Source organism: Roseiarcus sp., assembly GCF_052145395.1.
Lineage (GTDB): Bacteria > Pseudomonadota > Alphaproteobacteria > Rhizobiales > Beijerinckiaceae > Roseiarcus.
In genome coordinates, this window is sequence record NZ_JBKQOT010000709.1 from 1 (window position 1) to 18398 (window position 18398).

At 66.9% G+C, this 18398-nt stretch carries 18 protein-coding genes; 11 read left to right on the forward strand and 7 right to left on the reverse strand.

From position 1 onward, the window contains the following. From ACLP25_RS24270 to ACLP25_RS24290, 5 genes are all read right to left on the reverse strand, one after another. Window positions 1–939 (reverse strand): SAM-dependent methyltransferase (locus ACLP25_RS24270; protein ID WP_442471688.1); only part of this gene is annotated, 939 nt, incomplete at its 3' end. Window positions 940–1028: 89 nt separating this feature from the next. Continuing rightward, window positions 1029–2033: a glycosyl transferase family protein gene (locus ACLP25_RS24275; RefSeq protein ID WP_442471689.1), complete on the reverse strand. Its 1005-nt coding sequence runs from the start codon at window positions 2031–2033 to the stop codon at window positions 1029–1031. Between the two features lie 60 nt (window positions 2034–2093). Further along, window positions 2094–2675, reverse strand: a complete 582-nt coding sequence (locus ACLP25_RS24280) for an ActR/PrrA/RegA family redox response regulator transcription factor (protein ID WP_442471690.1) — start codon at window positions 2673–2675, stop codon at window positions 2094–2096. A gap of 47 nt (window positions 2676–2722) precedes the next feature. Then, window positions 2723–4048 (reverse strand): ActS/PrrB/RegB family redox-sensitive histidine kinase, encoded by a 1326-nt coding sequence (locus ACLP25_RS24285; protein ID WP_442471691.1) that lies wholly within the window; start codon window positions 4046–4048, stop codon window positions 2723–2725. 27 nt (window positions 4049–4075) lie between these two features. Further along, on the reverse strand, window positions 4076–4621 hold the full coding sequence (locus tag ACLP25_RS24290) for an SH3 domain-containing protein (RefSeq protein ID WP_442471692.1): 546 nt from the start codon (window positions 4619–4621) through the stop codon (window positions 4076–4078). Window positions 4622–4843: 222 nt separating this feature from the next. On the opposite strand from ACLP25_RS24290, the gene ACLP25_RS24295 reads away from it, so the two are divergent. The 5 genes from ACLP25_RS24295 to ACLP25_RS24315 all read left to right on the forward strand — a co-directional run bounded on the left by ACLP25_RS24295 (window position 4844) and on the right by ACLP25_RS24315 (window position 9934). Next, window positions 4844–5839 (forward strand): 2-hydroxyacid dehydrogenase, encoded by a 996-nt coding sequence (locus ACLP25_RS24295; RefSeq protein WP_442471693.1) that lies wholly within the window; start codon window positions 4844–4846, stop codon window positions 5837–5839. A 532-nt stretch (window positions 5840–6371) separates the two neighbouring features. Then, window positions 6372–7382: a bile acid:sodium symporter family protein gene (locus ACLP25_RS24300; RefSeq protein ID WP_442471694.1), complete on the forward strand. Its 1011-nt coding sequence runs from the start codon at window positions 6372–6374 to the stop codon at window positions 7380–7382. Window positions 7383–7763: 381 nt separating this feature from the next. After that, entirely contained in the window at window positions 7764–8324 is a 561-nt protein-coding gene (locus ACLP25_RS24305; RefSeq protein ID WP_442471695.1) for a phosphatase PAP2 family protein, read from the forward strand. Between the two features lie 318 nt (window positions 8325–8642). Next, entirely contained in the window at window positions 8643–9581 is a 939-nt protein-coding gene (locus tag ACLP25_RS24310) for a T6SS effector amidase Tae4 family protein (RefSeq protein ID WP_442471696.1), read from the forward strand. After that, window positions 9578–9934 (forward strand): T6SS amidase immunity protein Tai4 family protein, encoded by a 357-nt coding sequence (locus tag ACLP25_RS24315; protein WP_442471697.1) that lies wholly within the window; start codon window positions 9578–9580, stop codon window positions 9932–9934. Before ACLP25_RS24310 ends, ACLP25_RS24315 begins: the two co-directional genes overlap by 4 nt. Before the next feature lie 185 nt (window positions 9935–10119). Here the strand turns inward: ACLP25_RS24315 and ACLP25_RS24320 are convergent, their stop codons facing one another. Further along, the gene (locus ACLP25_RS24320; protein ID WP_442471698.1) at window positions 10120–11325 is read right to left on the reverse strand and encodes a penicillin-binding protein activator; all 1206 of its coding nucleotides are present in this window, start codon (window positions 11323–11325) and stop codon (window positions 10120–10122) included. 171 nt (window positions 11326–11496) lie between these two features. Between ACLP25_RS24320 and rsmI the strand changes: the two genes are divergently transcribed. The 5 genes from rsmI (at window position 11497) to grpE (ending at window position 17313) form a co-directional block, all read left to right on the forward strand. After that, the gene (rsmI, locus tag ACLP25_RS24325) at window positions 11497–12423 is read left to right on the forward strand and encodes a 16S rRNA (cytidine(1402)-2'-O)-methyltransferase (RefSeq protein ID WP_442471699.1); all 927 of its coding nucleotides are present in this window, start codon (window positions 11497–11499) and stop codon (window positions 12421–12423) included. Continuing rightward, on the forward strand, window positions 12420–12812 hold the full coding sequence (locus ACLP25_RS24330; RefSeq protein WP_442471700.1) for a YraN family protein: 393 nt from the start codon (window positions 12420–12422) through the stop codon (window positions 12810–12812). Before rsmI ends, ACLP25_RS24330 begins: the two co-directional genes overlap by 4 nt. Before the next feature lie 31 nt (window positions 12813–12843). Then, window positions 12844–13800, forward strand: coding sequence for a glutathione synthase (gshB, locus tag ACLP25_RS24335; RefSeq protein WP_442471701.1), 957 nt, complete (start codon window positions 12844–12846; stop codon window positions 13798–13800). Window positions 13801–13848: 48 nt separating this feature from the next. Next, window positions 13849–16635, forward strand: coding sequence for a [protein-PII] uridylyltransferase (locus ACLP25_RS24340; RefSeq protein ID WP_442471702.1), 2787 nt, complete (start codon window positions 13849–13851; stop codon window positions 16633–16635). Window positions 16636–16725: 90 nt separating this feature from the next. Continuing rightward, complete coding sequence (gene grpE / locus ACLP25_RS24345; RefSeq protein ID WP_442471705.1) at window positions 16726–17313, forward strand: nucleotide exchange factor GrpE; 588 nt, start codon at window positions 16726–16728, stop codon at window positions 17311–17313. 17 nt (window positions 17314–17330) lie between these two features. Here grpE and ACLP25_RS24350 read toward each other — a convergent pair whose 3' ends face one another. Next, window positions 17331–17954 (reverse strand): alpha-ketoglutarate-dependent dioxygenase AlkB, encoded by a 624-nt coding sequence (locus tag ACLP25_RS24350; protein ID WP_442471703.1) that lies wholly within the window; start codon window positions 17952–17954, stop codon window positions 17331–17333. Between the two features lie 106 nt (window positions 17955–18060). On the opposite strand from ACLP25_RS24350, the gene ACLP25_RS24355 reads away from it, so the two are divergent. After that, on the forward strand, window positions 18061–18398 hold a 338-nt coding region (locus tag ACLP25_RS24355; RefSeq protein WP_442471704.1), incomplete at its 3' end, for a YebC/PmpR family DNA-binding transcriptional regulator.

Consider the following 18398-nt stretch of genomic DNA (forward strand, 5'->3'; position numbering starts at 1 on the left):
GCCGCGGCCGAACAGGAACGGGTCGCCGCCCTTAAGGCGCAGCACGCGCTTGCCCTCCTTGGCGAGGCGCACGAGCAGCGCGCTGATCTCCTCCTGCGGCAGTTCGTGATTGTCCGGCCGCTTGCCGACGTACACGCGCTCGGCTTCGCGTCGCACGAGAGTCATGATCCGGTCGTCGGTCAGGCGGTCGTAAAGCACGACGTCGGCCTTCTGCATCAGGCGGAAGGCGCGGAATGTGACGAGGTCGGGGTCGCCGGGGCCGGCGCCAACCAGATAGACCTCGCCCGCGGGCGAGGCGCGCTCGGTCGCCCAGCGATCGATCTCGTCGGAAAGATGGGTCTTCGCCGCGTCGAAGTTGCCCGCGAGCGCCGCCTCGGCGATCGGACCTTCGAGCACGGTCTCCCAGAACCGGCGCCGCATGGTTTGCGACGGAATCGCCGCCGCGAGGCGATCGCGAAAACCGCCCATGAGTTCGGCGAGCCGGCCATACGCAGCCGGGATCAGCGACTCGAGCCGGGCCTTCAGCATGCGCCCCAAGATCGGCGAGGCCCCGCCGGTGGACACGGCGATCACCAGCGGACTCCGGTCGACGATCGAGGGCATGATGAAGTCGGAGAGTTTTGGCCGGTCGGCGACATTGACGAGCGCCCCGGCGCGCTTCGCCGCCGCGCGCGCCCGCTCGATCAACCCCTCGTCCTCGGTCGCAATGAAGCAGAGGCTGGCGGGCGAAAAATCCTCGGGAGCGGGATCGCGCGGCGCGTGGGTGAAATTGCGCTTGCTGCGCAGCTCGTGGAACTCGTCGCTGAGCTCGCGGGCAAAGACCGTCACCAGGGCGCCGGCGCGCAGCGCCAACTCGGCGCGCCGGGCGGCGACGACGCCGGAGCCGATCACCGTCGTCTGGCGGTCGCTGAGGTCGAGAAAGATCGGCAGATCGCGCATCGGCGCTCTCCGGTGTTCGCCGCGGCCAGCGCCGCGCGCGTGGCGCCGGACGACTTGCGCCCGGCGGACAGAAAGGGCCGCGCCATGGATCAGGCCGCCGCTGCGAGGCGGTTCCGCTCGCGCGCGCTCCAGAGCGCTCTCGCTCGCGCCTCCGCGTCGCCGACGTGCTCCACGGCGCCGAGCGTCCGCAAGGCGATCGCGAGCGTGCCGACGACCGCGGCCTCGCCGTATTCGTCCTCGATTGCCCCGCGCCACAAGGCGGCGAGGCGCGAAAGGTCCATCGATTCGTCGGGCGCCTGGCGCGGCTCGTCGATCATCGGCGGCCAGCGCTCGTCGAGCGCCTTGCCGTCGATGGCCATCATGACGTCGCAGGGTTTGCTCGGCCGCCGTTCGATCTCGCCGCCCTCGCCGCGGAAGACGGCGAGCCGGGGCTGTCCGAGGATCAGGCCGGCGTCGCGGTGGATGCGCATGTAGCCGGGATGAAAGACGCCCTGAATCATGGCGGGGGCCCCGAACGGATTGAGCATGCGGACGAAGGTATGGACGGGCGACCGAAGCCCGAGGATCGGGCGCAGCTCCAGCATGTCGGCGATCGCCGGGCTCAGGGAGTCGATCGGAAGATAGGCGAAGCTCTCTTCGCCCATGCGGTCCGCCGCGTCTTCGAGGCTCGTCGCGACCGGGACGCCGAGCGCGTGCAAAGCCGCGCCGGTATAGACGCGCCCCTCCGTGTGCGCTTCGGCGCCGTGCATGAAGACGCGCCATCCGCTCAGCGCAAGAACGAGCGCCGACAGGATGAACCAGGGCATGCGGCTTTTTCCCGCATAAGACGACCAGTCGAGATCGACGCGCGGCGCGCCGGCGGGAGGCGTGAGACGCGCGCGCGCAGCGCGGACGAAACCGGCAATTTCCTCAGAACTCTCCTCTTTCACCCGAAGGAGCATGAGAAAGGCACCGAGCTGCTCGGGCAGGACCTGGCCGGCCAGGATCATCGTCATCGCCTCGTCTGCCTCGTCGACGGTCAGCGAGCGGGTCAGCGTCTTGCCGCGGCCGAGGATCTTGATGAAACGGGCGAAGGGATGCGGGTCTCGCTTCATGCCGGGCGGGTCCTTGCCGCGCTTTCCGCCCTGTAGCCGTTCAGATTCGCGCGCCGGCGCTCACTTCGGCGCGCGCTTGGCGAGAATGCGCTGGAGGGTGCGGCGGTGCATGTTGAGCTGCCGCGCGGTCTCGGAAACGTTGCGCTCGCAGGCTTCGTAGATGCGCTGGATGTGCTCCCAGCGAACGCGGTCGGCCGACATCGGCGGGTCATGCTCGGCCGGCATATCGAGACGGCCGGCCATCAGGGCCGCCACCACGTCGTCCGCGTTGGCGGGCTTGGCGAGGTAATCGAACGCTCCCAGCTTGACCGCCATCACCGCGGTTGCGATCGCGCCATAGCCCGTCAGGATCACGCCGCGCGCGTCGGCGCGCTTGGCTTTGAGGGCGCGCATGACGTCGAGGCCGCTTCCGTCGCCGAGCCTGAGGTCGATGACGGCGAAGGCCGGCGGAGCCGTCTCGATCGCGGCGAGGGCCTCGGTCACGCTCATCGCGGTGCGCGCAGTAAACCCGCGCGACGAAAGCGCCCGCCCGAGGCGTTCGCAGAACAGGCGGTCATCGTCGACCACGAGCAACGACTTGTCGAGCGTCTCACCGCCGCTCTGATTCTGATTTGTCGACTGGTGCGAGGCGTCCTTGTCCATTCTGCCTGTAATAAACGCAAACCGACCGGAGGGCAAAAGCTTACAGGCTAATTATCGCTTCGTCGACCCTCCTCGTAGGCCGCGCGGGGCCATCGGACCGAAACGACGGCGCCGGTCGAGGGGGGCGCGGCGTTTTCGAATTGCAGGGTCGCACGGGAGCGCTCCAGAAGCGACCGGGCGATGAAAAGGCCGAGCCCAAGCCCCCCGCCCGCCTTCTCGGTCGGGCGCGCGCCCTCCCGCTGCGACAGGTACGGCTCCCCGATTCTGGCTAGAACATTCGGCGGAAACCCGCGCCCGTCATCGGTAATGACAAGGGTCACGGCCGATTTCGTCCAGTCGGCGCGGATGGTCACCGCAGACTGAGCGAAACTGACGGCGTTCTCGATCAGATTGCCGAGTCCGTACAGAACCCCGGGATTGCGCGGACATCTCGGCGGCGGCTCCGGCCCCTCGCCTGTCACGGTGATCGACACCCCGAGCAGGCGGTGCGATGCGGCGGCCAGTTCGGCAAGCTCGACCGGGCTCGAGATATCCATCGACTGCCCGGTCAAGTCGGACGGCGCCGCCAGCTTCCGCAGGATCGCCCGGCAGCGATCGACGGATTCCTCGATCAGGCTGAGATCGTCGGCGAACGCCTCATCGCGCGGCGGCTGGGCCGCCATCTCCCGGACGACGAGCGCGACAGTGGCGAGCGGGGTCCCCAGTTCATGCGCCGCGGCGGCGGCGAGTCCGTCGAGCTGCGAGAGATGGTGGGCTCGCGCCAGAACGAGCTCGGCGGCGGTCAGCGCGCTCGCCGTCTGCCGGGCCTCCGCAGCCACCCGATAGGCGAAGAGCGCGACGAAGGCGGCGCTGACCACGAGGGAAACCCAGAGGCCGGCGACGTAGAGAGGCGGAAGGATGAGTTGATCCCCGCCGATCCAGGGAAGCGGCAGGTTGAAGCGCAAGAGGGCGGTCGCCGAGACGATCGCCAGCGCTAGGAGGCCGAGCGCCCGCGAAAAGGAGAGTGAGGCGGCCGCGATGGTGACCGGGGCGAGAAACAGGATGACGAACGGATTGGCGATTCCTCCCGTCAGGAACAGCAGGCCGCCCAATTGGAGAATGTCGTAGGCCAGAATGATGGTCGCGTCGCGCTCGCTGAGTTGCGCGCTGATGGGAAAGACCCACCTTAAAGCGAGGTTCAACACCGCCGACGCGGCGATCAGTCCGAAACAGGCGAGCGCCGGGAAGCCGAGGCCGAAGCCGAAGACCCCGATCAGGACCGCGGCGGTCTGTCCGGCGACGGCGAGCCAGCGCAATCCGATCAAGGTGTTCAGTCGGAGACGGCGCGCCTCGAGTCCGAGGCGTTCCGGCTCAGGCGGCAAGACGGATGTCAAGATGCGATGGGTCCCGCGGCCCGGCCTTCAATCGATTTTCTCGTTGGGGTAAGCGCCCCACAGCTTGAACTGCTGGATATAGCCCTTGAAGCCATCGCCGTCGACCAGGCACCAGGCGCCGTCGCATTTGAGCAGGTTGACGATGACGCCCGACTGAAGCGTTGCCGCGAGGTCGGATCCTTCGGACGGACGAACGTAGATCTTGGAGTTTTCGCCCTTCTTGCTCGGAGTCACCAGAGCCGTGCGCCGGCCGGAAAGCAGCGAGTGCAGCACCCACCCGTCGACGCCCTCGGAGTCGCGGATCCGGCGCCAGATCTCGAACTCGGCCGTGATCTCAACCGGCAGCCCGGCGCGCTGATAGACCCATTTCGTCGCGTGGTCCTTCGAAGGTCCCTCGCGCAGATTCACGCGGTCGGTCTTCAGGCTGGCGAAACGGGGCAGGGGCAGCTTCGTCGCCGAGCCGACCGGGTCGGCGACGGCGAGCGCGGGCGCGAGCGCTGCGACGAACAGGGCGGCGAACGCGGCTCGACGCGCCAACCAGGGAAAAGGGGCCGGACGGCAGGGTCGGTTCATCGTGGATTCCTCGATGGCGGAGAGGCCATCCTTGTCTTTGCCCGGCCTTCTGGTAGAGAGGCCGGCGAGCCGGCGGCGCGCGCCGCAGGCCGGACGCCGGCGTGCGCCCATTTGCTGCGCGCAACGTTAATGAGGCGTAAACCGCTTGAGGGCGTGGACGCAAATGTTTGAGAATGAGGCCAAGGCGAAAAAATCGCAGGCGGGGCGGAAGGGGGGGCGTTCATGACCAAGAAGAGACCCGTTGTCGTCGTGACCCGGCGGCTTCCCGAACTTGTCGAAACGCGCATGCGCGAATTGTTCGACGCCCGCCTGAACCTCGACGACAAGCCGATGTCTCAGGCCGAAATCGTCGAGGCGATGCACGAGGCCGACGTCATCGTCCCGACGATCACCGACCACATCAACGCGGCCATGATCGCCCAGGCGGGCGAGCAGATGAAGCTGATCGCCAATTTCGGCAACGGGGTCGACCACATCGACGTCACGAGCGCGCTCCGCCGCGGAATCACAGTCACCAACACGCCTGGCGTCATGACCGAGGACACGGCCGACATGACGATGGCGCTGATTCTTTCGACTGCGCGCCGGCTCGTCGAAGGCTCGCAGATCATTCCAAACGGTCACTGGGCCGGCTGGACTCCGACCTGGATGCTGGGGCGGCGGATCACCGGCAAGCGCCTCGGAATCATCGGCATGGGCCGCATCGGGCAGGCGCTCGCCCGGCGCGCCCGCGCCTTCGGCATGTCCATCCACTATCACAACCGGCGCCGGGTCGCGCCGCAGATCGAGGAGTCCCTGGAGGCGACCTACTGGGATTCGCTCGACCAGATGCTGGCGCGGATGGACTTCGTCTCGATTCATTGCCCGCACACGCCGGGAACCTACCATCTGCTTTCGGCGCGCCGGCTCAAATACCTCCGTCCCGACGCAATCCTGATCAACACCGCGCGCGGCGAGGTGGTCGACGAGAACGCGCTCGTCAGGATGCTGGAGGCGGACGAACTCGCCAGCGCCGGCCTCGACGTGTTCGAGCACGCTCCCGCGGTCAACGAGAAGCTGGTCGCGCTCGCCAGATCGGGCAAAGTGACGCTGCTGCCGCACATGGGTTCGTCCACCCACGAAGGCCGCGCCGACATGGGCGAGAAGGTGATCATCAACATCCGCACCTTCGTCGACGGCCACCGCCCGCCCGACCGGGTGCTGCCGAGCATGCTCTGAGGCGGCGGCCGGCCGGCCGCTGCCGGACCCGCCAAATCGAACCCCGGTTGTAAACTTTTCAGGGGTTTGCGGCGCCAAATCCAAACGCCTGAAATCGGCGGCTCGGCGGCGTGCTTCCCTAAACCTCATCCTGGCTCGGTCGGGAGCCGGGCGGCTTATTAGTAGTTACGAAACGTGCTTATGCGTCTGGAGACGTCGCCGCCTCCCCGCGCGCCCGCAGAGATCAGACCGCGTCCGGGGCGGAGGTCAGCCGAGGCGGGCCCGGGGCAGTTCGATCGCGCGCTCCGGCCCGAAGCACTCGCGCTCCCGCCGACGGCGTCGCGGAGTGCGTCGTCCTCGTCAGCCGGCGTGCTGGACGCGGTCGCCGTTCGCCAGAATCGCCTGGGCCGGAGCCGCATGGGGCGCTGAGCGGCAGCGTCCGTCGCGACACACACCACGCACAGACAATCCCCGGCGCCCGGTATGACATGCGTCGGCCTCGATTATGCTCGAAAAGCTGGGGCTAAAGTCCAGCACGCAGAGGATTGAGGCGATGAGCCCAAAGGCCCTGCTCAACCGGCTGCCGGTCGATCCCTATATCGTGGCGATCGTCGGCATGGTCGTCCTCGCCACAGCGCTGCCGGCGCGGGGCGGCGGCGCGGTCGTCGCCAATTACGCCACCGACGCCGCCATTGCTCTCCTCTTCTTCCTGCATGGGGCGCGGCTTTCGCCGCAGGCGGCCCTCGCGGGCGCATGGCACTGGCGGCTGCATCTCGTGGTGCTCGGCTCGACGTTCGTGCTGTTTCCGGCGCTGGGCCTTGGCGCGAAGGCGCTGGTTCCGGGTCTGCTGACGCCGCCGCTCTGGACCGGCGTGATCCTGCTGTGCGCCCTCCCTTCGACCGTCCAGTCGTCGATCGCCTTCACCTCGATCGCCCACGGCAACGTGCCGGCCGCGATCTGCGCCGCGACCGCTTCCAACCTGCTGGGGATGGCCCTGACGCCGTTGCTGGTCGCGCTGCTGCTCGGTGCGCAGGGCGGATTCTCGGCGCGCGGCGCCGGCGACATCGTTCTCCAGCTTCTCGTCCCATTCGTCGCCGGCCAGTTCGCCCGGCCGTGGATGGGCGCCTGGGCGCTGCGGCACAAGACGCTGCTTGGCCTGGTGGACCGGGGATCGATCCTGTTGGTGGTCTACGCCGCTTTCAGCGAGGGCGTGACACACGGGATCTGGCATGAGCTCAGCCTCGCCGACCTGGGGCGGCTCGTGGCCGCGGACGTCGCCCTGCTCGCGGCGGTGCTGGCCATCACCACGTATGGCAGCCGGCTCCTGAAATTCTCACGGGACGACGAGGTGACGATCGTCTTCTGCGGCTCCAAGAAGAGCCTCGCAAGCGGCCTGCCGATGGCGACCGTGCTGCTGGCTGGTCAGTCGATCGGCCTGATCGTGCTGCCGCTGATGCTCTTCCATCAGATTCAACTGATGGTGTGCGCTGCGCTGGCGAAGCGCTACGCCAACGACCGACGGCAAGCCGCGCCGGCGTTGGGCGCGAAAATCGGCGCCGCGTAGAGCGCACGTCTGGGCGCCGCGCGGGCTCACAACCGGCGCCCGCTCGACGAGGCCATTCCTTCGTCAGCCGTTGTCGACCTCCATCACCGCGAGGCCGCGCTCGGTCCCGTCGGCTCGGAAGCGGAACACGCTGTCGGCGCCATTGAATCCGGAAACGCTGGTCAAGGCCTGTCGAACGGATCCGAGACCCGGATGGCGCGCGCCCCGGCGAGCGTCAACGCGTCATAAGGAGCGCCGCCAGTCGGCTCGCTGGTGAACTTGGCCTTGCAACGCGCAGCGCCGGAGTTATGACGGATTCGCGCGCAGGCCGAGATTCTTTCGTCTCGTCATCGGCCTGTCGCCTTGCGTAAGTTACACAGACTGCCTACCGGGTAGGTCGTCATGGGCCAATGGGTCGAAGTGGGGCAGAGCTTCTTGCGGTTCCTGATGACCGCCGACATCTGGGTCGTCCGCCTGTGCGTCGCGTCGGCGCGGACCTCGCCCGCACGCCGTCTCGCGGTCGCGGTGAGCCGTTTTGGAAACGGCGGAATCTATCCGGCTCTGGCGGCCCTGATGATTGTCGGCTGCGGCGCGCGCGGTTGTTATGCAATGATCGCCGCCGCGATCAACGTCGGCCTCATGCACAGCGTCTATCCGACGATCAAACGCCGCGCCGGGAGACTGCGGCCCTTCCAGGCGCATTCCGATCTCGAGCCTCTTCTGGCGACGCTCGACCAGCACTCGTTCCCGAGCGGCCACGTGATGACGTTGACCGCGGCGCTGGTCCCGATCGTCATCGCGATTCCAGGCACGCTGTCGCTCTCCCTCGCGGCCTGGTGCGCGATGGCCTGGGCGCGGCTGGCGTCCGCGCACCATTATCCGAGCGACATCTTCGCGGGCGCGGCGATTGCGCTCGCGGTGTCCTATCCGCTCTCCCGATATGGCCTAGCCCTGCCCGGATAGGCCCGGCGAGGCGGACCTGCTTCGACCGCTTCTTCCATCGCGGCTGCGCACCGCGCTTTGCGGCTGACTCCCGCGACGCCCGTCACCCGACAGGCATCGCACACCTTACTCGCTACGCCGGAGTCTAGGTCGGTCACCGTAATCCACGTAATCCAATCGGCCGTAATCCCGCAATGGCCCCGAAAAATCACCAAAATAATGTGCGATACGCGTGCGCTGGCGCACAGCACCCCATCCAATTTGAGTGTATTTGTGCGGGACGCAGCGTATCGGGTGTCGTCGATCAAGGTCGTCTTTGAATAGAGAAGGGGCCATTCCATGCCGCAGCAATCTGACTGGCGGTATTGCCAGAATTGCCACGCAATGTTCTATGACGGCTTCGGCAACAAGGGCAATTGTCAGGTTGGCGGTCGCGGTCACACCGCCCAGGGACTCAACTTCACTTTGCCGTACGGCGAGCCAAGCACTGACACTGCGCAGACGAACTGGCGATTCTGCAACAAATGCTACCTCATGTTTTACAACGGCTACAGCGACAAAGGCAGTTGCGCTGCGGGAAGCGGACATTCCGCGCAAGGGATTGTTTTTGCCCTGCCACACAGCGTTCCGAGTAGCGCAACCCCGCAAGGCAATTGGCGTTACTGTCAGAAGTGCTACGCAATGTTCTATGACGGCTATGCCGACAAGGGCGCGTGTGCAGCCGGCGGGGGCCATGTCGCCCAACGACTCAACTTTTCGTTGCCTTTTTCCAAAGGCGAAGGCACCGGAGCGACCCGCCCCAGTTTCACAGCAGCTTGGAGCGCGTTCACCAAAGTCAACGTGCCTGTAAAGGACGTGGGCACGATCATAGGCGGAAAGGTCAAACAGAATACCGACAGCGAGATTTTTGAGAACGCCTGCCCAATTAGAATGAGTTACGTACTGAACAAGACCACTGTCAAGATCCCGTTCATCCCCGGCGAAACGGTGAGCGGCGCCGTCGCGGGAGAGTGGTATATGTTCCATGTCAACAAAATGATGAGTTTCCTCGAAGACAAGTTTGGGCCGGCGGACAAGACGGTCACGTCGTCGCCCAAAGAGTCGGATTTTGCAGGACTGCGGGGTATTTTGGTTGTCAAAGGTCATGGTTGGGACAACGCCAAAGGACATGTCACGCTCTGGAACGGATCGGTATGCGTGGATAGTTGTCATCTTGCACACGATCCGGACAATGGACGATTCGTTCCTGAAAAAGCCTCGCTATGGAAATTGCCATGATCTATCGCCTGGCCATTGTCTTCCTTGCTTTTCTTGTGTCGCCCACCGAAGGGCGCGACCTTTTAGGCGGGGTTTCGCAGGGAGATTTACTTCGGAACTGGGCTTTGAGTCGTTGTATTGCTAAAGCTTTTGGGCCCGGTAAAGTGAAGGACGACGCGAATATCAGCGCCAGCGCATATCTCGAAGAGATCAGAGCGCGGCCCGAAGTGTACGAAGAAATCGATAGTCTTGTGACACAGGCGCTCGCGCGGACGGCTAGCGGGTCGGTGAAGGGCAACTACAACACTAAGAAATGTATCGATCTTTACAGTAGCAAAGCCCTCCGTCAGCTAATTGAAAAGTATGTGCAATAATAATTCGTGTTTGAATTGATTCGGGTCTGACGTTGAAACTGCGCCATTTCAGACGGTCAACTCGCAGCGCCCGGCTTAGGGGCGGACTCCCTGCTCCATCGGCGGGACCAGCAACTCCTTCGACTGAGCGGCGGATGCGGCGGATGCGCCGTTCCCCGTCCGTCACAGGCGCCAACCGCGGCCCCTCACCCTCCCGCGAAGCTGCGCGGGGCCGGGCTGATCACGACGGCGGCGTTGTTGTCGATCTCCATCACCGCGAGGCCGCGCTCGTTCAACCCGTCGGAGCGGAATCGGAACACGCCGTCAGCGCCGTTGAAGCCAGAGTTGTTCGTCAGCGCCTGCATGCTGTACGGGTCCGGACCGGAACCACGCGCCAGCGCCCCGGCCAGCGTCACCGCATCGTAGGACAGCGTCGCCAGACGGGTCGGTTCGCTGTTGAACTTGGCCTTGTAACGCTGCGCCAGCGCATTGAAGCCACCGCTGTCGGGCGCGGCGAACCATGCGCCTTGCAATTGCGGCAGCCGCAGGACGCGCCCGTCGTTCCAGACTCCGGTGCCGAGAATCTGGGTCTTGACTCCCGTCGCGGCGAGCGCGCTCGCGACCGCCGGCATGCCGTCCGCCTGGTCGGGGATGAACAGGGCGTCGACCTGCCCGGCGGCGGCGGCGATCTGTTGCGTCGCCTCCTGCGGCTGGCCCGGACTATAGCGCGCGACCACGACGACCGGGGTGTTGAGCCGGCCCGCGGTCTGCTGGAACTGCGCGAGGGCGACGTTCCCGTAATCGCTTTGCGGCGCCATCACCGCAAATGCCTTCTTGCCCCGCGACGAGGCGAATTCGGCGATCCGGTCGACGTAGGATTCGATCAGGAACGAGAGCAAGTAGACGCCCGGCGAGGCGACGCTGACGTCGGTCGAGAAGGCGATCATCGGCCTCCCCGACGCCCTGGCGACCGAGGCGGCCTGGCGCACGTCGTTGGCGTAAACCGGCCCGAGGAGGAGCTGGGCGCCGGCGCCGAGCTCGGCCTGCGCGGATTGTCCGGCGCCGTCCGGGGTCGAACGGTCGTCCTGGATCATCAGGGTGATATAGGGGCCGGCGAATTCGTCGACCGCCAGTTGCGCGGCGTTCCGCATCGAGACGCCGAGCGGGCCAGGGGCCCCGTTCTGCGTGAGGGGAAGGATCATGCCGACCCGCACCGGTCCCGTCCCCAGCGTCTCGCCGACCGTCGGCCCCGGCGCCCCGGGCGGAGATGCGGCCGGCGCCCCGACTACGGGGCTCGGCGGGATGAGAGAATTTGAGTTGCAGCCGGCGAGCGTCAATGCGAAGCCTCCGCCGAGAAGCGCGCGCCGGCTCAGGCCAGGACGGCCTTCGTGCGGCTTTATCTCGAAACCCATCACTGTCTCCCACCCGACCTGCGGCGAAGCGGCGACCGTATCGCGCCGTCGTGGGGCCTATCGCGCCCGCGGCCGCACGACAAATCCCGGCCGCGGCCTGTCCACGGAAATTGTGGCATTTTCAACGGCGTTTGGCTATGTCGTCGATGTCGCGCGGGCGGAGCGCCCAAGATGAAACGAGACGATCACCCCCAACGCCCCCCGACCGCGCGCCCGGAACGGACCTTTCTCGTTCATGGCGTCCCCGTGCCTGCGCCGCCGCTCGCGCCCGGGCTTTACGTGGTCGCGACGCCGATCGGAAATCTCGGCGACGTGACGCTGCGCGCGCTGTCGATTCTGGCGGCGGCCGATGCGATCCTCGCCGAGGACACCCGCATCTCCCGCACGCTGCTCGCCCGGTACGGGATCGAGACGCCGCTCACGCCTTATCACGAGCACAACGCCGCCGAAGCGCGCCCCCGCGCGCTCCGCCGCATCGCCGAGGGACAGGCGCTGGCGCTGATCTCGGACGCCGGAACCCCGCTCGTCTCCGACCCCGGCTTCAAGCTCGTCGCTGAGGCCGTCGGCGCGGGACTCGCCGTCACCGCCGCGCCCGGCGCCTCCGCCGCGCTTGCGGCCCTCTGCGTCGCCGGCCTGCCGACGGACCGCTTCTTCTTCGAGGGCTTTTTGCCGCCCCGCAGCGCGGCCCGGCGAGAGCGGATCAACGCGCTGGCCGCCGTGCCCGCCACGCTCGTCTTCTACGAGGCGCCGAGCCGCCTCGCCGAGACGCTCACGGACCTCGAAGCCGAATTGGGCGCGCGTCCCGCGGCGGTCGCGCGCGAACTGACGAAGCTGCACGAGGAGGTCCGGCGCGGGACGCTGGATAAGCTCGCGGCCGAATTCGCCGGCGGGGAGGCGCCCCGCGGCGAGATCGTGGTTGTCGTCGGGCCGCCGCAGGCGCGCGAAGCCGTCGACGCCGGCGTCCTCGACGGCGACATTCTAGCGGCGCTCAGAACCCTATCGGTCAAGGACGCCGCAGCGGCCGTTGCGGCCAAGCACGGCCTGCCCCGCCGCCAGATCTACGCACGCGCGCTTGCGCTCGCCGGAGAGTCCCGATGAGCGCGCGCCGTCCGGCCGATGCGGAGGCCCGGCGCCGCGTCGCCCACCTCTTCGGCCTCAAAGCCGAAACGATCGCCGCGATCCTGCTCACGCTCAAGGGCTATTCGATCGTCGCGAGGCGCTATGCGGCGAACGGCGGGGAGATCGATCTCATCGCTCGGAGAGGCCGCGCGATCGCCTTTGTCGAGGTCAAGGCGCGCGCCGATCTCGACGCCGCGGCCGATACAATTACCCCCGGCAAGCGGCGCCGGATCGCCCGCGCCGCCCGCGCGTGGCTGTCGCGCAATCCCTGGGCCGTCGATTTCACCCTGCGCGGCGATGCGGTGTTCGTCGCGCCCGGCCGGCTTCCCCGACACCTCCCGGCCGCGTATAGGCTGGAGATCGACTGACCCGGCTCAAGCCTTTTCCTCAGGACCGCCCATGCCTTTGACCGTCGCCGTGCAGATGGACCCGATCGCGCGCATCCGCATCACCGGCGACTCGACCTTCGCCCTGCTCCTCGAGGCGCAGGCCCGCGGCCATCGGCTGTTGCATTACACGCCCGACCGCCTGCAGCTGCGGGGCGGACGCGTCGAAACCATGGCCGAGCCGCTGACCGTGCAGGACGTCGAAGGCGACCACGCCCGCCTCGGCGAGCCTTACCTGGTCGACCTGTCCACAGTCGACGTGGTGCTTCTGCGCCAGGACCCGCCCTTCGATCTCGCCTATGTCACGACGACCCACCTGCTCGAGCGCATTCACCCGGCGACCCTCGTGGTCAACGATCCGCGCAGCGTCCGCGACGCGCCGGAAAAACTGTTCGTGATGGATTTCCCGGAGCTGATGCCGCCGACGCTCATCGCCCGCGACCGTGCGGCGATCGAGGCTTTTCGCGCCGAGCACGTCGCGGTGGTGATGAAGCCGCTCTTCGGCTTCGGCGGCGCAGCCGTGTTCAAGACCGGCCCCAACGATCCCAATTTCGGCTCGCTGTTCGACCTGTTCACCGCCACGCTGCGCGAGCCCTGGGTCATCCAGAAATTCCTGCCCGCTGTGGCGCAGGGCGACAAGCGCATCATTTTGGTCGACGGCGAGCCCAGGGGGGCCGTCAATCGCGTGCCGGCCAGCGACGACATCCGGTCCAACATGGTTCGCGGCGGCGCGGCGAGGGAGACGGAGCTGACCGACCGCGAGCGGGAAATCTGCGCCCGGATCGGCCCGGAGCTGAAGCGCCGCGGCCTCATCTTCGTCGGGATCGACGTGATCGACGGCCATTTGACCGAGATCAACGTGACCTCGCCAACCGGGATCCGCGCGATCAAACGGCTCGGCGGCCCGGATCTCGCGGTCGCGATCTGGGACGCCATTGAGAGCCGCCGCAGCGGAAAAGCTGGTTTGTAACGCCTCCTCGGCTTGCCGGCGCCGACCGGAGAGAGAATATACGGTCTTATGTCAGTCATCGCCCCCGTGGCCGAACGCCGCCCCCGCGCTTCGCGGGCCACCCAGCCCGGCGGCAGGGGACTCGACCGCGCGAAGCTGCTGGAGGAGCTGTCCGTCCTTCGCGAGGAGCACCTGAGCGACGACGCGGCTTTTCGGCGGGCGGCGATCGTTACGCTGCAGGCCGCCCTGGAAAAGGGGCGTCACGAAGCGCGCCAAGCGCTGGAAGCGGGAGGAACAGGACGGGCGTGCGCCGAGACGCTGAGCGCGCAGGTGGACGACCTCCTGCGGGTCGCGCTCGAGCTCGCCACGCGCTGGTTTGGGCCCCTGGGGGGAGCGGCGCCGCCAACCATCGTGGCCGTGGGCGGCTACGGCCGTGGAATGCTGGCGCCGGGCTCCGACATCGATCTTCTGTTCCTGCTGCCGGACAAGGCGAACCCGGCGGTGGAGAAGGTCGTCGAGGCGCTGCTCTATGTGCTCTGGGATCTCAAGCAGAAGGTCGGCCACGCCACCCGCACGATTGAAGAGTGCCTCAAGCAGGCGCGCGCCGACATGACGATCCGCACCACGCTGATCGAGGCGCGCCTCGTCACCGGCGACAGGAAAATGTTTGAGACGCTTCAGGCCCGTTTCGACAAGGAGATCGTCGCCAAGACCGCGCCCGAATTCGTCGCCGCCAAGCTCGCCGAGCGCGAGGAGCGCGTGAAGCGGGCGGGGGCGTCGCGCTATCTCGTGGAGCCCAACGTCAAGGAGGGCAAGGGAGGCTTGCGCGACCTCAACACGCTGTTCTGGATCTCAAAATACGTCTATCGGGTGCAAAATCCGCACGACCTGATCGCCGCAGGCGTGTTTTCCCCTCGCGAGTTCGCGCTGTTCCGGCGTTGCGAGGAGTTTTTATGGTCGGTTCGATGCCGGCTGCATTTTCTCGGCGGCCGCGCCGAGGAGCGCCTGAGCTTCGACGTGCAGCGAGCGATTGCTCGCCAGCTCGGCTATTCGACCCGGGCGGGGCAGGCCGACGTCGAACGCTTCATGAAACACTATTTCCTGGTGGCCAAGGACGTCGGCGACCTGACGGCAATCGTGTGCGCCGCCTTGGAGGAGCGCCAGACCAAACCCACGCCCGTGTTCGACCGGTTCATCGGTCGGCTCCGGCGCCGCACCCGTGCGATCGCGGACGCCAAGGACTTCAAGGTCGAGTCGGACCGGGTCAACGTCCTTCGCCCGGACGTGTTCGAGCGCGACCCGGTCAATCTGATCCGGATCTTCTGGATAGCGGAACGCTCGAACCTGCCGATCCATCCGAACGCGGCGCGGCTCGTCACCCAGTCGCTGAAGCGCATCGATTCGCGCCTGCGGGAGGATCCCGAGGCCAACCGGTTGTTTCTCGAAATCCTGACCTCGCATCACGCGCCCGAAACCGCGCTCCGGCGCATGAACGAAGCCGGCGTGCTCGGGCGGTTCATTCCCGATTTCGGTCGCGTCGTCGGGATGATGCAATTCTCGATGTATCACCATTACACGGTCGACGAGCATCTCTTGCGCACGGTGGGCGCGCTGAACGCGATCGAAGCCGGACGTCTCAAGAACGACCATCCACTGTCGAGCGAGCTTATCCACAAGATATCCCACCGCACCGAGCTCTACCTCGCCGCTTTCCTCCATGACATCGCCAAGGGTCGGGCGACCGACCATTCGAAAACCGGGGCCGAAGTCGCGCGCACCCTCTGCCCGCGGCTCGGCCTGTCGCACGCCAACGCTGAGCGGGTCGTCTCGCTCGTCGAACAGCATCTCGTCATGTCCAACATGGCGCAGGGCCGCGACCTCTCCGATCCGCGCACCGCCGAGGCGCTCGCTGCGATCGTTCAGACGCAGGAACAGCTCAAGATGCTGCTGATCCTGACGGTCTCGGACATCCGCGCCGTCGGTCCCGGGGTCTGGAACGGCTGGAAAGGCCAGCTTTTGCGCACGCTCTACTGGGAGACCGAGGTCGTGCTCGGCGGCGGGCATTCCGCGGTGGACCGCAAGGCGCGCGTCGATGCGGCCCAGGAAGCGCTGCGCCGCGCGCTGCCGGGATGGTCCGATCGGGAATTCGACGCCTACGCCCCGCGCCATTATCCGGCCTACTGGCTCAAGGTGGAGCCGGAGCGGCAGGTCGCGCACGCCCATCTGTTGCACGCCATGGCGGCCGACATGAGATCGCTCGCCACCGAGGTAACGACCGACGGGTTTCGGGGAGTCACCGCCATCACCGTCGTCGCGCCCGACCATCCAAGGCTTCTCAGCGGCATCGCGGGGGCCTGCGCCGCGGCGGGCGCCAATATCGTGGACGCGCAGATTTTCACCACCGCCGACGGCCTCGCCCTCGACACGATTTTCGTGTCGCGGGCGTTCGATTGCGATGACGACGAGTTGCGCCGCGGCCGGCGCATCGCCACCAACATCGAAAAAGCGCTGCGCGGCGAGGTGCGGCTGGACGAGATCGCGCCGGCGAAGGAGACGCGGGATGTCCGGCGCGGGGCCTTCGCGATCGAGCCCGAGGTGACGATCGACAATACGCTCTCCCGCCGCTACACGGTCGTGGAGGTCTCCGGACTCGACCGGCCCGGTCTGCTGCGGGACCTGACCGGCTCGCTCTCCAAGCTCAATCTGAATATCGGCTCCGCGCACATCGTCACCTTCGGCGAGAAGGCGGTCGACGCGTTCTACGTAACCGATCTGACAGGGCAGAAGATCAACTCGCCGGCCAAGCAGGCGGCGATCAAACGCCGTCTGCTGGCGGACTTCGGCGCCGAACGCTGAAGAGTCGGATCGGCCACAGAACGACGCCAGCTTGATTTTTGCCGCGCCAGCCCTGATATGCGTCGCGCATTGCCACGGGATTTTTGAATGATGAGTGATACGAACGCCGAACGCGCTCAAGCGACGCCGGACGAGAGCGCGCCGGCCGAAACGCCGGAGCGCGACGCCTTTGCCGTGATCGAGGCGCTGAACGCTGAGAACAGCCAGCTCAAGGACCGCATTTTGCGGACGTTGGCGGAGATGGAGAACCTGCGCCGCCGCACGGAGCGCGAGGTCGCCGACGCCAAGACGTACGGCGTCACAAGCTTCGCCCGCGACATGCTGACAGTCGTCGACAATCTCACCCGCGCGCTAGAGCACCTGCCGGCCGAGGCGAGGGCTGCGGCCGAACCGCAGATCCAGTCGGTCATTGAGGGCGTCGAACTGACGGCGCGGGATCTGGAGTCGGTGCTCGGACGTCACGGGGTCAAGAAGCTCGATCCGAAGGGCCAGAAGTTCGACCCCAACTTTCATCAGGCGATTTTCGAGGCGCCGGACGAGACGTTGCCGGCTGGCGCGGTTTCGCAGGTCGTGCAGAGCGGCTGGACGATCGGGGATCGCGTTCTGCGTCCGGCGATGGTCGGCGTCTCGAAGGGCGGTCCCAAGGCCGCCCCCAAAGAGGAGCAGTCCGGTGAGTGACGGCAGACGACAGGCGCTCAGGCCGGGGTCACGCGCCGCAGCGTCAGATTGATCCGGCCGCCGTTCGCGAGCAGAGACGAACCGCCCGGCAAAATGCGGTCGACGCCGTGGAACATCAGGCGCGCCGGTCCGCCGAAGATCAGCGCGTCGCCGGACTCGATCCGCAGCGAACGGGTCGGCGCATCGCGGGTCAGGCCGCCGATGCGAAACAGCGCCGGATCCCCAAGCGACAGCGACACCACCGGAGCGGAAAGCTCCCGCTCGTCGCGGTCCTGGTGTAGGCCCAGGCGCGCCTTGGCGTCGTAGAAGCTGATCAGGCAGGCCTCGGGCGGCGGCGCGCCGGGCGCGAGTTGCGCCCAGACTGCGAGCAGGAACGCCGGAATTGGCGGCCAGGGGCGGCCCGTTTCGGGGTGGCCCGGCTGGTAGCGGTAGCCCGTTTCGTCGGACACCCAACCGAGCGCGCCGCAATTGCTCATGCGCACCGAGAGCGGCTTGCCGGTCTTCGGCATCCGGGCGTGATAGAGCGGCGCCTCGGCGAGCACGGCGCGGACCGTTTCGCGCAGCGCTTCCTGGGCGGCGCGGTCGAGATAGCCGGGGAAATACATCACCCCCGGAGCGATCGAGACGGCGACAGGCGCCATGTTCGGGTCCTCTCGCGCCTTCCCTAACCGCCGGGCTTTAGCGTATAGGGGGCCGATTTCCCTTTCACCGGATGCGCGGTGAGGCGCGTGTGGCTCGAGGCGATGTATGGCAGGCCATAGTCAGTTCAAGAACATTATGCACAAGAAGGGCAAGCAGGACGCGATCAGCTCCAAGCTCTTCTCCAAGCTCGCCCGCGAAATCACGGTTGCGGCCAAGCTCGGCATGCCCGACCCGGGGATGAACCCCCGTCTGCGCGCCGCCGTCATCGCAGCGCGGGCGGAAAACATGCCCAAGGACAATATCGAGCGCGCCATCAAGAAGGCGTCGGGTGGCGACAGCGAGACCTACGACGAAGTGCGCTACGAAGGCTACGCCCCCGGCGGCGTCGCCGTCATCGTCGAGGCGCTGACGGACAACCGCAACCGCACGGCGGGCGAGGTGCG

Excerpts from the sequence above, each read along its gene's own strand:
- ACLP25_RS24275 (WP_442471689.1), bottom strand. The coding sequence starts at position 2,033 with ATGAAGCGAGACCCGCATCCCTTCGCCCGTTTCATCAAGATCCTCGGC.
- ACLP25_RS24280 (WP_442471690.1), bottom strand. The coding sequence starts at position 2,675 with ATGGACAAGGACGCCTCGCACCAGTCGACAAATCAGAATCAGAGCGGC.
- ACLP25_RS24290 (WP_442471692.1), bottom strand. The coding sequence starts at position 4,621 with ATGAACCGACCCTGCCGTCCGGCCCCTTTTCCCTGGTTGGCGCGTCGA.
- ACLP25_RS24295 (WP_442471693.1), top strand. The coding sequence starts at position 4,844 with ATGACCAAGAAGAGACCCGTTGTCGTCGTGACCCGGCGGCTTCCCGAA.
- ACLP25_RS24300 (WP_442471694.1), top strand. The coding sequence starts at position 6,372 with ATGAGCCCAAAGGCCCTGCTCAACCGGCTGCCGGTCGATCCCTATATC.
- ACLP25_RS24305 (WP_442471695.1), top strand. The coding sequence starts at position 7,764 with ATGGGCCAATGGGTCGAAGTGGGGCAGAGCTTCTTGCGGTTCCTGATG.
- ACLP25_RS24310 (WP_442471696.1), top strand. The coding sequence starts at position 8,643 with ATGCCGCAGCAATCTGACTGGCGGTATTGCCAGAATTGCCACGCAATG.
- ACLP25_RS24315 (WP_442471697.1), top strand. The coding sequence starts at position 9,578 with ATGATCTATCGCCTGGCCATTGTCTTCCTTGCTTTTCTTGTGTCGCCC.
- ACLP25_RS24320 (WP_442471698.1), bottom strand. The coding sequence starts at position 11,325 with ATGGGTTTCGAGATAAAGCCGCACGAAGGCCGTCCTGGCCTGAGCCGG.
- rsmI (WP_442471699.1), top strand. The coding sequence starts at position 11,497 with ATGAAACGAGACGATCACCCCCAACGCCCCCCGACCGCGCGCCCGGAA.
- ACLP25_RS24330 (WP_442471700.1), top strand. The coding sequence starts at position 12,420 with ATGAGCGCGCGCCGTCCGGCCGATGCGGAGGCCCGGCGCCGCGTCGCC.
- gshB (WP_442471701.1), top strand. The coding sequence starts at position 12,844 with ATGCCTTTGACCGTCGCCGTGCAGATGGACCCGATCGCGCGCATCCGC.
- ACLP25_RS24340 (WP_442471702.1), top strand. The coding sequence starts at position 13,849 with ATGTCAGTCATCGCCCCCGTGGCCGAACGCCGCCCCCGCGCTTCGCGG.
- grpE (WP_442471705.1), top strand. The coding sequence starts at position 16,726 with ATGAGTGATACGAACGCCGAACGCGCTCAAGCGACGCCGGACGAGAGC.
- ACLP25_RS24350 (WP_442471703.1), bottom strand. The coding sequence starts at position 17,954 with ATGGCGCCTGTCGCCGTCTCGATCGCTCCGGGGGTGATGTATTTCCCC.